The sequence below is a fragment of the Streptococcus sp. 10824 genome, assembly GCF_013276595.1.
GTDB lineage: Bacteria > Bacillota > Bacilli > Lactobacillales > Streptococcaceae > Streptococcus > Streptococcus pseudopneumoniae.
The window spans coordinates 1-14,871 of the sequence record NZ_VMLH01000050.1; the positions used below are offsets into that span (position 1 = coordinate 1).

The window sequence follows — 14,871 nt, forward strand, 5'->3', positions numbered from 1 at the left end:
CATCACTTTCGATTGACACACCTTTTCCTATTTTTTTCATTTTTTTGCATTGCTTCTTACCGGCTACGGATGTCAAACTCTTTAAACACAATACGTAAGTCTCTTAACACTCTTTGACGCCCTCGGAATCGTTCATTTCTTAAAATGCGTTCTAGCTCTTCTTGTTTCTCTTTACTTTGTTTGTTTCTATAATCTCTTAGTGTTTCATAAAAGAGATAATAGTCATCTATCCACAGACCTCCCTCGCTTATACGATGACTAATCTCACCTACTTCTTCATATGGTTCTTTATTATATCTTCGTTTGTAGCTTTCTTGTTTACGGATATAGTCTAGAATTCGATTCCGAAACTTAGTCTTAAAATATTTCCTTAAACGAGAGATATCTTCTACTAATCCTTCTTCTTTACTAATCAATTCATATAGACATATCATTCCCTCTTGGTCCCAATCCGACAATTCCCATAAATGAAGGTAATATTCATTTCTACACTTATACACAGTCCCTTGGACTTCTTCATACAATTCTTTAATCATAATTTTCCCCTTTCTAGATACAGTCTAACAGATTAGAAACACTTTTGGTACATTTCATCCATTCTGCACCCTTTAGCTCCTCAACTGCACAAAAAAGAGAGGTCTTGCCTCTCTTTGGGTTATTTTTCATCATTCATTTTTGACTTTACTTCATCATAAGATAATGCATGAGATTCCTCTTCTACTGCTTCAGGCATCTTTCCTGTTTCATAGAGAGATTTAATTTGTGTACTATCCAATGTTTCGTATTTCAATAGTGCTTCTGCAATCAACTTGTGAGTTTCACGATTTGACTGAATAATTTCAGCAGCTTTATTTCGTGCTTCATTCAATAATAAACGAACCTCTTCGTCAATTTCATAAGCTGTTTGTTCTGAAATTGATTTTTGAGGACTCTGTGCACCAAACATAGCATGATTTCCTTCATATTGTACTGGGCCAAGTTTTTCACTCATACCGTACTCTGTAACCATTGCACGCGCCATTTGTGTCGCCTGTTCAAAGTCGTTTGAAGCTCCTGTAGTTTGGACATTAAAGATAATTTCTTCAGCTACACGTCCACCCATTAAGCCAGCCAATTGCTCTTTCATATCTTCTTTAGATAGAAGCATTTGATCTTCTTTAGGAAGTGCAATCATGTATCCGCCTGCACGGCCTCTTGGTACAATTGTAACCTTATGAACAACGCGGGCATTCGATAAGACTAGGCCAACAATGGTATGTCCTGCCTCATGGTAGGCAACCAATTCACGTTCTTTTTGTGAAACTGTCTTATCTTTCTTAGAAGGTCCAGCAATCACTCTATCTTCTGCTTCATCAATATCTGAAGCATCAATTATCGATTTATTGCGACGAGCAGCAACCAAGGCTGCTTCATTCAAGACATTCTCTAAATCAGCACCAACAAAGCCTGGAGTTTGTTGAGCCACTAATTTCAAATCAACATCTTCTGCTAAAGGCTTGTTCTTAGCATGAACTTTCAAGATTGCTTCACGACCTTTAACATCAGGGCGACCAACCAATACTTTTCTATCAAAACGTCCTGGACGTAAAAGGGCAGGGTCTAGTACATCTGAACGGTTTGTCGCAGCAATGACGATAATCCCTTCATTTCCCTCAAAACCATCCATCTCAATCAAGAGTTGGTTCAAGGTTTGCTCACGTTCATCATTTCCTCCACCGAGGCCGACACCACGTTGGCGACCAACAGCATCAATTTCATCGATAAAGATGATAGCTGGCGCTGCTTTTTTGGCATCTTCAAAAAGAGAACGAACACGACTAGCTCCAACTCCGACAAACATTTCTACAAAATCAGAACCTGAGATACTCAAGAATGGAACACCTGCTTCTCCGGCGACTGCTTTAGCAAGCAAAGTTTTACCTGTTCCCGGAGGTCCCTCCAGAAGGACACCTGCTGGAATACGAGCCCCAAGTTTTGTAAATCGTTTTGGATCTTTTAAGAATTCAACAACTTCAACTAGTTCTTGTTTTTCTTCCTCAGCTCCAGCAACATCTGAAAATCTTACTTTAATATCTTCTTTATTTGCAGCTTTAGCCTTACTACGTCCAAAACTCATTGGATTACGGCCATTTCCTCCTCCCATATTTCCCATCATAGAGAATAGGAAGAAGAATAGAATTCCAAATGGCACAATGGATACGAGTAGATTAATCCACATACCACTTGAACTTTCATGCTTAACAGTTACTTCTGCTTTATGGTCAGTAGCAAGTTTTTGCAATTCTGATACGGTAGTATCTGCAGGAAGAATAGTGCTGGTAAATTTCTCTACCTTAGTAACAGATGGCGTGAAAAACTGAATGCCTGTTTCTTCTCTACTTGTTTTAGGATTTTTATAAACACCCGAAACTTCGATAACACTGCCATTTGGTTGGTAGGTTAATTCTTTTACATTGTCATCGGTAATTTCTTTTACCAATTCTGTATAATTAATTTGCTCACTTTTCCCTGCAACACTACCTGTACTAAAATACTGGTAAGCTGTAACTAGGAAAAAAATAAGTAATAACCATAGAAATGGATTTTTAATTAAACCATTATTTTGTTTTTTCATTAAAAATTATTCTTTCTAATTTGAATACACTTCTTCTTTCAATACTCCAACATAAGGAAGATTACGATAATTTTCTTTGTAGTCTAAACCATAACCTACTACAAACTCATTTGGGATAGTAAAGCAGGTATAGTCTGCCTCAATTTCTACAACACGTCCTTCTGGTTTATCCAACAAGGTTGCAATCTTAACAGAAGCTGCTTCTCTTGCAATAAACATATCTCGCAAATTCTTCAAAGTTTGACCTGTATCAATGATATCTTCTACAAATAGAACATGTCTTCCTTTGATATCTTGAGTCACATCTTGTTTAATATTGATAACACCACTACTTGCTGTTCCACCATGGTAGCTAGAAACCATCATGAAGTCCATTTCAATATGTGTATCAATATGTTTAACCAATTCAGCCATAAAAGGAATAGATCCTTTTAAAATCCCGACTAAGATTGGATTTTTTCCTGCATAGTCTTTAGTGAGTTGAGCACCTAATTTTTTAGCAGCTTCTGTAATTTCATCGTGTGAAACGAGAATTTTTTTAATATCGTTTTCTAACATTTTTTTACCTATCTATTTTTTCTATATAAAGTACAGTGTTCATTATATCATTTTTCGTGTTTTTACTCAAATTACTGGTCGCAATTCCCAAAATTGAGACAATTTCACCAAATTGCTCAATAATCAGAGCAGATTTTCGCTTTTCCATAGGGATTTTCAAATCAATAAATAAACGTCTGAGTTTTTTTCTATGCCCATTTTGAATCAAAACATCTCCTGTTTTTCGATGACGAATGTGTATGGATGTTTCACGTGAAACAGGTATTTGTTGAATTGATTCACCTTCTAATGGAAGTCCAAAAGAAAATAAATATCCTTGATAAGCTACCTGATTTTGATAGTGTAACACAAGTTCATCTTCCTTTTCATCAGCCTGCGGACTGATTTTACAAATCTGAAACTGTTGGTACTCTTTTATCAATTCATAGCCATTTTTAATCGGATGACGATACTGGCTTTTAGATTTTAAAATCTGCTGAACTTCAGCAAACTGAGCTTTTGTAAGATTCAAATCTGGAAAACGATTCAGATAAGTTTGAAGTAAAACTCTTTGTGTAGACTCAGAGTAAGAAAATAACTGCTGTAAATCTTCCACATTAATATTGTTAGATAATTCAGCTATTGCCAAATCATAATCTAAAATTTCATTGCCAATGCCTAAGATTGCATCCCTAAATCGAGGATTTTCTTTTTCCAATTCTGGTAAGTAAGAGTTTCGAATACGATTTCGAAAATAATGATTCTCCTGATTTGATGTATCTTCAAAGTGAAAAATTGATGGAAAGTCTTTTTTCTGAAAATGCAAGAAGGGACGAATGATTTCTATCTCTCCGACTACTTGCTTCTCCTTAATTCCTGATAGATAGCGCAAGCGAGTACCTCGAATCAAGCGCATCAAAATCGTTTCCACCTGGTCATCCGCATGGTGGGCAGTGACTAAGGCTGTCGCACCTGTCTTTTTCATGACCTCTTGAAAAAAATCATAGCGAAAATTTCGTGCACGCGCTTCTGAAAATTCTCCTGAAAAATTGCTGACATAAATAGGAAGTCCAGATTCAGCAGCCAACTTCCTTAATTCCTGTTCTTCCCAATCTGATTCAATTCTCTGCTTATGATTCACATGAGCCAGAATCAATTCAATCTCTAACTCTTTTTGATAAGTAAACAATACCTTAAATAGAAACATAGAATCTAATCCACCAGAAAGAGCTAGCACCACCTTAGTATGCTTTTTAAAATATCCTCTCTTGAGAAAATGATTTAAAAAATCTTGTTCTCTCATTTTAGAACCTCATAAACATCCTTGGCTATCTGAGAAATCGTATCATAATCAGAATTCTTAGTGAAAATAGAAAGAATAAATGGAGAATCTGCGTAGACAACACCCGTATCATGCTTAAATTCGTCCGCATCCCCAATTTTATGAGCTACCTTCACAGAAACACCTTTGGCAATTCGCTGATTATCAAAATCTGTTTTAGTCAAAGACTCTAGCACAAATCCATTTTGGTTATAAATAGCTTCCATGACCTTCCCGGCCATCTTGGAAGAAATCAATTTTTCTTTTAGATCCCAATCATCTCCCATAATGGCAGACATCTTGGATTTGAATGTGGCATCAGATTGGTTTGAAATGTAATAACCCAATAGATTATGAGCTACATTATCAGATTCTTTAGATACTTTTGTGATTAAGTCCTTGAGAGAATACTCTTTATTATCCTCTTTTTTAGGAAGACTACCACTTCCTTCTGGTTTATAAGAACCTGGAAAATCATTGACTGCTGATACGTATTTTACAGTCGTATCTAACTGATAAAGACCCTCATTTATTTTTTCTTGCGCATAATAGAGATAAGGGAGTTTCAAAATACTAGCTGCATACATCTTTTCATCTTGATTGATACCAGCTTCTTTTCCATTAGTCAGTTGCTTAACATAAATAGAGAATGAATTCTTCTGATATTTTTCAGATAACATTTCTTGAACTTTACTCATCCGATTATCTTCTTCAGAAGTTGATTCCTTATCTACCCATCCAGCCTGATCAATATGTAGAAATTCTTTTCCTTCTACAAACATGGTCTTATCGATTGATACTTGCGAATAAGCTGATGAGGATGATTTCACTTCTTTTAAATCATAAGGGCTATTATACAGTTTAAAGTCAGATTCTAACCATACTTGTTTTATTGTTGGAGTCACCTCTGACTGATCATATAAAAATCGTTTGTCTGCAGCAATAAATTGATGGTTGGATAGCTTAAATACCGGAATTCCTTGTTTATTTAAACGCCACTCGGTTATTTGAAAACTTGTTTTGGGAGTTAATTTTCCAGATTCCACTACTAAATCTTCATTCGCATAAACAGGAACCTCTCCATAAACCATAGGAGAACTTAATTTTTCTCTAAAATAAATACCAAAGTCAGATTGTGAAAGGTAATAAATTTCTTTCGAAGTATAGACGACTTCTTTTTCTGTGCTAACAACTTTTGAAATGGTCAAAAAACTTGGTAGCAACAAAATAATTAAGAATTTACGCATTCTTCCTTTCCTTTTCTTCTTGTAAACGCAATAATTGATTTTTATCAGCCAACTCTTCCAGCTTTTCATCTGATAAACTCAAAAATTGCTCTATTACGTCTAGTAAATTTTCCATTTTATCACCTTGGGAGCAAGTCAGGAATCGTATAAACAGCTTCCCGATTCTTAGAATAATAATATTTTGCACGCATGTATTTAGCAGCGTACTCTTCATCTTTCAACTTTGTGGCAAAAGCTGTCTCTTTCTCCTTTTCCTCACTCAAGGTTTGATACTGAGTTTGCAAGTCTGATAACTGTTGACGTCTTTGGAGTAATTGCTGATAACTTTGAGCAAGATTATAAGTTGGTAAAATGAACAATAAAATCATCAAAATAAGAACCCACCCCATAAAACGATTCCGTTTTTGTCGTTCTTTCATCAGGTAGCGACGACGTTGGTATTCATTTTGGATAAAAGAATTGTTTAATTGTACAATATTCTTAGACATTTTCTTCTACCCTTGTTTCACTGATAATTTCATACATGCCTGCTGCATCTTCTTTTTTTGTACTATCTTTCATCTCTAGTACTTTTACAAGTAACAATTTATTTCCAAAACGAATTTCAACTTGGTCATTAATTTTCAAGTCCGTTGAACTTTTGGCCAAGATTCCATTCACCTTGATTCTACCTTTATCTGCTACTTCCTTTGCGACTGTACGACGCTTGATAATTCGCGATACTTTTAAATATTTGTCTAATCTCATCCTTATTACCTCAACTTATTATTGTACCATTTTTATCTATTTTATAGAAGGAAAATATCAAATGGAATTTTCTTCCTTAGACTCTTTTATCTCTAATAAACTTTCTCCAAAAATCAGCAGACCTTCTAAAATTTCATAATCTTTCTTATTTTGGACATCAAATACAAGCTCCATTAATCCCTTATTCTCAGTGATAGCTACTTTTAAGTTCGTTGCGGATAAAGCTTTAAAATAATCTTGAGCCAAAAACAATCGCTGAGTGACTTTTTCAAATTGAATTGTAATTTTATTATCTTTTCTTTCCACACGTTGAATAAAGATCTTGTCCAAGTATGATTTGACCAAACCAATCTCTAAAAGATAAGCAACTACATCTGGGTACTCTCCAAAACGGTCTATCAACTCCTCTTGTAACTCTTCATAATTGACACGGTTGTCAATTTGACGAATTTTCTTGTAAATTTCAATCTTATGTCGTTGATCAGAAATATAAGTATCAGGAAGATAGGCATCAATTTGCAAAATCAACTCAGCATTCCCTTTGATTCTTGTGTTGGTGTTAGCATTACCGTTTCGTTTAGCAATAGCTTCCTCTAGTAACTGCGAATACAATTCAAAACCAACAGAATCAATGAAACCAGACTGTGATTTTCCTAAAAGATTTCCTGCTCCACGAATCGAAAGATCTCGCATCGCAATCTTAAATCCGGAGCCCAATTCTGTAAATCCTTTGATCGCTTCTAATCTCTTCTCAGAGACTTCACTGATTGATTTTTCTGGACGATACATGAGATAAGCATAAGCAATACGATTACTACGACCAACTCTTCCTCTTAACTGATACAAGGTTGACAAGCCCATATGGTCTGCATTTTCAATAAACAAGGTATTGGCATTTGGAATGTCCACTCCTGTCTCAATAATGGTAGTCGTCACCAAAATATCATACTGACCTTCAATGAAATCCAGTAGAGTATTTTCTAACTGAATCTCACTCATTTGCCCATGAACATAACCAATCGAAGCTTCTGGAATTAAATCCTGTAATTCTGAAACCTTTTGGTCAATCGTGTCAACTTTGTTGTAAATATAGTAAACTTGACCTCCACGCTCCATTTCACGCAAGACCGCATCACGAATGACACTATCATTCTTTTCCAAAACATAGGTCTGAACAGGATAGCGATTAGTCGGCGGAGTTTCAATAACAGACAAATCTCTGATTCCCAGCATAGACATATGAAGGGTACGAGGAATTGGCGTTGCTGTTAAGGTCAGGACATCTACTTGTTTTTTTAGTTCTTTCAAGGTTTCCTTATGCTTGACACCAAATCGCTGTTCCTCATCAATAATCATCAAGCCCAAATCTGAAAACACAACATCTTTTGACAAAACACGATGTGTTCCAATCAAAATATCAACTTGACCGTTTTTCAATTTTTCAAGTGTTTCAGTCTGCTCTTTTTTACTTCTAAAGCGACTCAACACATCAATATTAACTGCAAAATTTTGGAATCGTTCCTTAAAATTCGTATAGTGCTGTTGCGCTAAAACCGTCGTCGGAACTAGGACGACAACTTGTTTGCGATCATTGACTGCCTTAAAGGCTGCACGCATAGCAACTTCAGTCTTTCCAAAACCAACATCCCCAACTAAAAGTCGATCCATTGGCTGAGAAGCCTGCATATCTCTCTTGATTTCCTCAACACTACGAAGTTGATCATCCGTTTCAACATAAGGGAAGGCATCATCAAAAGCATGTTGATCTTCATCATCAGCTGAAAAAGCATAACCTTTCAACTGACTACGTTCAGAATAAAGTTTAATTAAATCGTCAGCTATATCCTCTACCTGGTTCTTAACTTTTTGCTTTGCTTTTTTGAAATGACCATCATTTAATTTATTGAGTTTAGGTGCTTTACCGTCACTTGAAACGTATTTGGAAAGTAGATGAATCTGTTCCACTGGGATAGAGATTTGATCCCCGTTTTGGTATTGAACACTAACATAATCACGGTGAATCCCTTTGATTTCAATGGTTTCAATTCCTAGGTATTGACCAATTCCATGAATGTGGTGAACAACGTAGTCCCCTTTTTCAAGTTCATTATAATCTTTTAATCGCTCTGCGTTTGAAACATGTTGTCTTCGAAAACGACGTTTCAATTTCTTTTGAAAAATCTCATGTTCAGTTATCAACAAAACCTTTTCATCTACAAAATGAAAACCATGTCTGAGATTACCCTCGATTAAGTTTACAGATCCTTTACAAATGCTTGACTTATTTCTGGAATCCAATTTAATCTGATATTCCTCTAACATATCCTCCAATGTTTTACTTCCCATTGAATTGCTAGACTGAAGGATGATAGTGTAATCCATTTTTTTGTATCGTTCAATTTCTTCTTTTAGAAAAGAAAATTGATTGAAAAACTCCTGCATAGGATATTGATTAAATTGATAAATTTGATCAAACTTGAGATTTCCTAACCCCTTTTGCAGATTAGAGAAAAAGGTAAGCGGACTCTGTTTTTTATAGATTTGCTCTATATCAGCAAAATACTGCATCTCAGAAAATGCTTTACTGTTCTGTAATTCTTCTGTAAAGTATTGCGCTAATTCTCTTTCAAAGACTTCATACTGATTCATTAATTTTTGGTAATCATCAAAGAATATTGGAGTATCTTTTTCAATATAGTCAAATACAGTCCATGTCTTATCATAGCATAAAGATAAAAATTTCCGTGAATCTGAATGTACTTGTTTTTGGTGAAAACTTGAAAGAATTTCTTCTAAGTATGATTTTAAAATAGGTGATAAGGTCTTCGAAATTTGTTTTTCTAAAGCTGACTGACCTCGTTGATAATCCTTTTCTCTCAAAAGCATATCACTAGCTGGAAAGATGGTGAGTTCTGTCTGATTTTCTTTCGATAATTGTGTTTCTACTTCAAATGATCTAATACCATCAATTTCATCACCAAAAAACTCAATTCGGCAAGGTTCTAACTGGGATATTTCAAAAATATCTAAAATATCTCCTCGCAGACTAAATTCACCTTGAGTTTGTACTTGTGTAACTTTTCGATAGCCAATTTCCTTTAACTGATGGATAAGCGCGTGTTGGTCACATTCTTCACCAACTGATATTTTTACAATACTATCTTTGAACACATTTGGAGACGGTAAAATCAATCGACTTGCTGCAATATTACAAACCAAAATCCCTTTCTTAGATGAATCAGTCAAAAAACGCAAGGCTTCAACCCGTGAAATGATTTTTTCTTGTGAAGACATCAAAAACTCGACCATAGGGGAGTCATCTACCAAAAATGGATAAACAAGTTCCTCACCCAAGATAGAGATAAGATCACTAACCAGTCCTTCTGCTTCTCCATAAGTTGACGTCAATAATACAACCTTACCTTCTTTTTCCAAGCTACTTGCAATTGCAAGAGCCTTAGTAGACGTTGATAAACCAAGTATTAGTTGTCTTTTCTTATCTGTTAAACTTTGATGCCATTTTTTGACCTGATCATTTTCTGAGAATAAATCTAATAAGGTCACCATTTATCCGTTACACCTCTGCATCATTTTTTCAAAGTTTTTCTCTTGTAAATAATAATTTACAGCATCGTCAACCTTGTCAATAGACTGTAAAATACCAATATAATCATCCTTGTCAAAGGTACTCAAAACATGGTGAACAACTGACATACCATTTTTAGGTCTTCCAATTCCAATCTTAACACGATTAAAGGTCTGAGTTCCGATATGTTGAATAATAGACTTGATACCATTATGACCACCTGCGGATCCCTTTGCTCTTAAACGAATCTTTCCAACTTCCATGTCAAGATCATCGTAAATGATGAGTAAATCTTCAATATCCAAACCATAATAAGTCAATAAAGCATGAACCGCTTTTCCACTTTCATTCATAAAAGTAGTGGGTTTCACCAAATAGATTTTTTCACCATTAAGGAAAAATGAAGCTAGGTCAGCTTGAAATATCTTATCATGTGTAAAAGTGACATTCTGTTTCTTCGCTAGTTGGTCAATCAACATAAATCCAACATTGTGTTTTGTTTCAAAATATTTATCCCCTGGATTTCCTAATCCTACAAGTAATTTGGTCATTTATTTTTCCTTTCAAAAGCCAAAAGGGTTGGAATTTTTTTCCAACCTAATTGACACTATTCATTAATTTTTTTAGACATTAAAGCGGAATTCCATAATATCGCCATCTTGAACGATATATTCTTTTCCTTCTTCACGCAAGCGTCCAGCTTCTTTTACAGCCTTTTCAGATCCATATTTCACCAAATCGTCATAAGACATGGTAACTGCACGAATAAATCCTTTTTCAAAATCTGAATGGATGATACCAGCAGCTTGAGGAGCTTTCATGCCACGTTTAAAGGTCCAAGCACGAACCTCTTTTTCACCAGCTGTGAAGTAAGTTCCAAGTCCAAGTAAATGGTAAGCTGCACGCGTCAACTTATCTACACCTGATTCTGTCAAACCAATGGCTTCAAGGAACTCTTTTTTATCTTCATCGTCTAACTCAGAAATTTCTTCCTCAGCACGCGCAGAAATCACCACTACCTCTGCATTTTCTGTTGCTGCAAATTCACGAATTTGCTTTACATAATCGATAGATTCTGAGTCTCCAACCACGTCCTCGTCCACATTGGCAACATAGAGCACTGGTTTAGTTGTCAACAGGAAGAGACCTTTGACAACTTTTTGTTCTTCATCTGTAAACTCGATGGTGCGAGCTGATTTTCCATCTTCAAGGACTGGTTTAATCTTTTGAAGAACATTGAATTCTGCTACAGATTCTTTATCTTTTTGTGTACGGGCCATCTTTTCTACACGCGCATAACGTTTATTGACTGATTCTAAGTCAGCAAGAATCAATTCTAGGTTAATTGTGTCAATATCTGCAAGTGGATCCACAAAGGCATCTTCACGCCCTTGCTCACGCATGACATTTTCATCATCAAAAGCACGAACTACGTGAACAATCGCATCTACTTCACGGATGTTGGCCAAGAATTTATTCCCTAGCCCTTCTCCTTTTGAAGCTCCTTTTACAATTCCTGCGATATCTGTAAATTCAAATGTTGTTGGAACTGTCTTTTTAGGAGTAATCATTTCCGTCAATTTTTGGAGGCGTTCATCAGGAACCTCAACCATTCCAACGTTTGGATCAATCGTCGCAAATGGGTAGTTTGCTGCCTCTGCTCCTGCTTTTGTAATTGCATTAAATAGTGTTGATTTACCAACATTTGGCAAACCAACGATACCTGCTGTTAAAGCCATATTTTCTCATTCTCCGTTTTCATTTCAATCCCTAATATTATAACACAAAAAGGGAAAACTTGCTAACCCTCTAACTAAGGGGTCTCAGTCAATAATTTTATTCATTTTTCGATCAAAATCATAGCGCCCCATCATGATAACATGGTCACAATTGCTACATTTAATTTTGATATCTGCCCCTACACGTGTAATTTCCCAACGATTGGCTTTTTTACCAGTTGACTTGATTGTACAAGCATGTGGCTTTTTCATCTCAACAAAATTTCCAACTTGATACATACTACTCTCCTTTTCTTTTTTGATTATATCATAAAAGAGGCGAGCTAGGCTCAACCTCTTTAACTTAATTTGTACGAACTGGGGTGATAAGTTGCATAAAGTCCTCTTCAGTATCTGCTGGCACAAGAGTAAATGGACGAACAGCTGAGATAAAGCTAATGGTAACCTTTTCGCTATTTAAAGCTTTAAGAGAATCAATTAAGTAAGTTGGGTTGAAACTAATGGTCAAATCTTCACCAGTAACCTGATCAGTATCGATTTCTTCGTTTACTTTACCAACTTCTGGAGAGTGAACATGGGCGCTAACAATACCACCTTTAATTTCAAGTTTCACAGTACCATTTTGAGTCGCACTTGATAAAAGACGAGCACGCTCCATTGACTGGCGTAAGTTTACCACATCAAAAGTAATAGTAGTGTTAAAGTCTGTTGGAATCAAGCGATCTGTATCAGGATAGTTTCCTTCTAGGAGACGAGTATAGAAGCTAATATTTTCGCTTCTAAAGAGGATTTGGTTATTGGCAAAGAAAATCTCTACAGTTTCGATATCATCTGTAAATACCACTGAAAATTCGCGTAGAGAACGGCTAGGAATCACGACATCAAAATCATCACTATTTTTCTCAAGCATTAATTTTTTCTGGCTTAGACGATGAGAGTCTGTTGCCACTGTTTTTAGCTCCTTATGCTGACTCAATACAAAATGAACACCTGTTAAAATTGGACGACTTTCTTGTGTACTTGCAGCAAAAGCTGTTTCATTGATAATTTTCTTGAGCAATTTTGTTTCAAGAACCAAAGGAGTGCTTGCTGAAATTTCTTGGATTCGTGGATACTGTTCACTATCTTTTCCTTTTAAGGTAATTTCTGATTTGCCGCTGGTTAAAACAATTTGATTTTGTTCAATTTCTTTAAAATCAAGAGTTACATCAGGTAGGCTAGATACCACATTGATAAAGAAAGAAGCTTCAAGAAGGATCGAACCTAAAGAAGTAATTAATAGACCAGCATCTTCATTTTTTTGAGAAATAAAATTTTCAATTGAAATTTGACCATTTGAACCAATTAAAGTAACACCTTCATTGGTCACGTCAATTTTGACAGTTGATAAAATAGGAATGGCATTTTTAGAACTAATAGCTCTTTTAGTTGTATTTAAGGCTTGTAGAAATAAATTTTTATTAATTGAAAAATGAATCATGGATTCTCCTTTATTTATTTTTAGTATTAGAAGGATAATAGTAATAATAGAGTCTGTGAAATCTGTGGAAAACAGACTTTAAACAAGTCATATCAAGTTTTTTGGCTTGTTTAAAAAATGTGGATAAAAAAGATAATAAAGTAAAAGTTATCCACAACTTATTTGATTTTCTTTTTGATTGATTCAATTTCTAAGCGTAAATTATCGTCTTCATCAATCAAAGATTTAATTTTAGCATGGGCATGAATAACTGTTGTATGATCTTTTCCACCAAATTCCTTCCCAATTTTTGGAAGACTATTATCTGTTAGTTCTCTAGATAAATACATGGCTACTTGACGGGCTAACACAATGTTTTGAAGGCGTCTGCTTCCCTTCATTTCTTTGACACTAACTCCATAGAAGTTACCAACTTCATTTTGGATTTTGTCAATTGGGATGACGAGCATTTGGCTAACATCTTGTTTTCGAGCTCTAATAGCTTCTGCAGCAATATCAATAGTGATATCCTTGATATTTTTTACTCTGGCAATTAAAGTGATGTCGTTTATGGCTCCCTCAAGATCTCGAACATTTGAATCAAATTGCCCAGCTAGGTATTCTAGAGTATCACTTTGGAAATTGTAGCCTAAATGTTCCGTTTTACTTTGTAAAATGGCAATGCGTGTTTCAAAGTCAGGGGGTGTGATAGTTTGTGTCAATCCCCAACTAAAGCGCGTGACAAGCCTCTCCTCGAGCCCTTCTAAATGTTTTGGACTACGATCACTGGTTAGGACAATCTGTTTTTGCTTGTCATGAAGGGCGTTAAAGGTATTGAAAAATTCTTCCTGAGTTGCGACTTTTTTTCCGCTGAGTGACTGGATATCATCGATTAACAAAAGATCAAGACTACGATAGGTTTTTTTAAATTTTTCCATTTCCCCAAGTCTTAGGTGATCAAGAAAGTCATTAATAAAGCTTTCAGCAGGTATGTATTTGACACGTGCATTTGGAATATTTTTTAGAATTTCATTTCCAATAGCGTTTAATAAGTGAGTCTTACCAAGGCCTGGTCCTCCATAGATAAAAAGAGGGTTATAGGTCAGAGCCAAATCTTCAGAGACAGCTAAAGCGGCTGATACAGCCCAAACATTTCCATCCCCTTGAATAAAGTTATCAAAGGTATACTTTTCTTTTAATCCCGTATCTGAATAAGGAATAGATACTAACTTTGGACTATAGTCATAAAGAGTTAAATTTGTAGCTTCTTCAACTTGTGAGCTAGTCGTATCTTGAGGTTTGGTGAAAATATAGTGGGGAGTTATTTCAGCGTCATAAATTTCAAAACCAGCTACTACAATAATATCTTTTAGTTGTTTTTCCCAGACCATTTCCATTTCAGAGCGAGGTAGAAATATAGTGGCAACATTTTCCTCTACCTTGATGAGTTCAGCTTGAATAGCATAGAAATCATACATGGATCGAGTCAGTCTTTCTTGTGCAAATTCTAATATACGATTCCAAAATTGTTTTTCTTTCAATCTTTTCTCCTCCTTTACTATTTAAAAGTTTAATACTAGAGATATTTTACCATAGATAGCAAGAATTTTCCACAAGCTGT

At 35.4% G+C, this 14,871-nt stretch carries 14 protein-coding genes; all 14 read right to left on the reverse strand.

The annotated features are described in order from the left end of the window. Positions 1 to 56: 56 nt before the first annotated feature. Entirely contained in the window at positions 57 to 536 is a 480-nt protein-coding gene (locus HT701_RS04660; protein WP_000588858.1) for a sigma-70 family RNA polymerase sigma factor, read from the reverse strand. 119 nt (positions 537 to 655) lie between these two features. Continuing rightward, positions 656 to 2,614, reverse strand: coding sequence for an ATP-dependent zinc metalloprotease FtsH (gene ftsH / locus HT701_RS04665; protein WP_000744568.1), 1,959 nt, complete (start codon positions 2,612 to 2,614; stop codon positions 656 to 658). 15 nt (positions 2,615 to 2,629) lie between these two features. Continuing rightward, positions 2,630 to 3,172, reverse strand: coding sequence for a hypoxanthine phosphoribosyltransferase (hpt, locus tag HT701_RS04670; RefSeq protein WP_000892175.1), 543 nt, complete (start codon positions 3,170 to 3,172; stop codon positions 2,630 to 2,632). 4 nt (positions 3,173 to 3,176) lie between these two features. Beyond that, the gene (tilS, locus tag HT701_RS04675; protein WP_054388171.1) at positions 3,177 to 4,454 is read right to left on the reverse strand and encodes a tRNA lysidine(34) synthetase TilS; all 1,278 of its coding nucleotides are present in this window, start codon (positions 4,452 to 4,454) and stop codon (positions 3,177 to 3,179) included. Then, positions 4,451 to 5,719 (reverse strand): serine hydrolase, encoded by a 1,269-nt coding sequence (locus HT701_RS04680; RefSeq protein ID WP_138700408.1) that lies wholly within the window; start codon positions 5,717 to 5,719, stop codon positions 4,451 to 4,453. The genes tilS and HT701_RS04680 overlap by 4 nt, the downstream gene beginning before the upstream one ends. Next, complete coding sequence (locus HT701_RS11750; RefSeq protein ID WP_000429334.1) at positions 5,712 to 5,834, reverse strand: SP_0009 family protein; 123 nt, start codon at positions 5,832 to 5,834, stop codon at positions 5,712 to 5,714. Before HT701_RS11750 ends, HT701_RS04680 begins: the two co-directional genes overlap by 8 nt. 4 nt (positions 5,835 to 5,838) lie before the next feature. Further along, positions 5,839 to 6,207 (reverse strand): septum formation initiator family protein, encoded by a 369-nt coding sequence (locus HT701_RS04685; RefSeq protein ID WP_172931264.1) that lies wholly within the window; start codon positions 6,205 to 6,207, stop codon positions 5,839 to 5,841. Then, positions 6,200 to 6,466 (reverse strand): RNA-binding S4 domain-containing protein, encoded by a 267-nt coding sequence (locus HT701_RS04690; protein ID WP_033679437.1) that lies wholly within the window; start codon positions 6,464 to 6,466, stop codon positions 6,200 to 6,202. Before HT701_RS04690 ends, HT701_RS04685 begins: the two co-directional genes overlap by 8 nt. 57 nt (positions 6,467 to 6,523) lie before the next feature. Beyond that, positions 6,524 to 10,033, reverse strand: coding sequence for a transcription-repair coupling factor (gene mfd, locus HT701_RS04695; protein WP_172931265.1), 3,510 nt, complete (start codon positions 10,031 to 10,033; stop codon positions 6,524 to 6,526). Continuing rightward, positions 10,034 to 10,603 (reverse strand): aminoacyl-tRNA hydrolase, encoded by a 570-nt coding sequence (gene pth / locus HT701_RS04700; protein ID WP_061759649.1) that lies wholly within the window; start codon positions 10,601 to 10,603, stop codon positions 10,034 to 10,036. It abuts the gene before it with no gap. Positions 10,604 to 10,675: 72 nt separating this feature from the next. Then, positions 10,676 to 11,791 carry a redox-regulated ATPase YchF gene (gene ychF, locus HT701_RS04705; RefSeq protein ID WP_061759648.1) on the reverse strand — a complete coding sequence of 372 codons (1,116 nt, stop codon included), beginning with the start codon at positions 11,789 to 11,791 and terminating at the stop codon, positions 10,676 to 10,678. 84 nt (positions 11,792 to 11,875) lie between these two features. Beyond that, positions 11,876 to 12,070, reverse strand: coding sequence for a DUF951 family protein (locus HT701_RS04710; RefSeq protein WP_000285185.1), 195 nt, complete (start codon positions 12,068 to 12,070; stop codon positions 11,876 to 11,878). A gap of 64 nt (positions 12,071 to 12,134) precedes the next feature. Then, the gene (dnaN, locus tag HT701_RS04715) at positions 12,135 to 13,271 is read right to left on the reverse strand and encodes a DNA polymerase III subunit beta (protein ID WP_172931266.1); all 1,137 of its coding nucleotides are present in this window, start codon (positions 13,269 to 13,271) and stop codon (positions 12,135 to 12,137) included. Positions 13,272 to 13,429: 158 nt separating this feature from the next. Further along, positions 13,430 to 14,791: a chromosomal replication initiator protein DnaA gene (dnaA, locus tag HT701_RS04720; RefSeq protein WP_023936251.1), complete on the reverse strand. Its 1,362-nt coding sequence runs from the start codon at positions 14,789 to 14,791 to the stop codon at positions 13,430 to 13,432. Between the last annotated feature and the right edge of the window lie 80 nt (positions 14,792 to 14,871).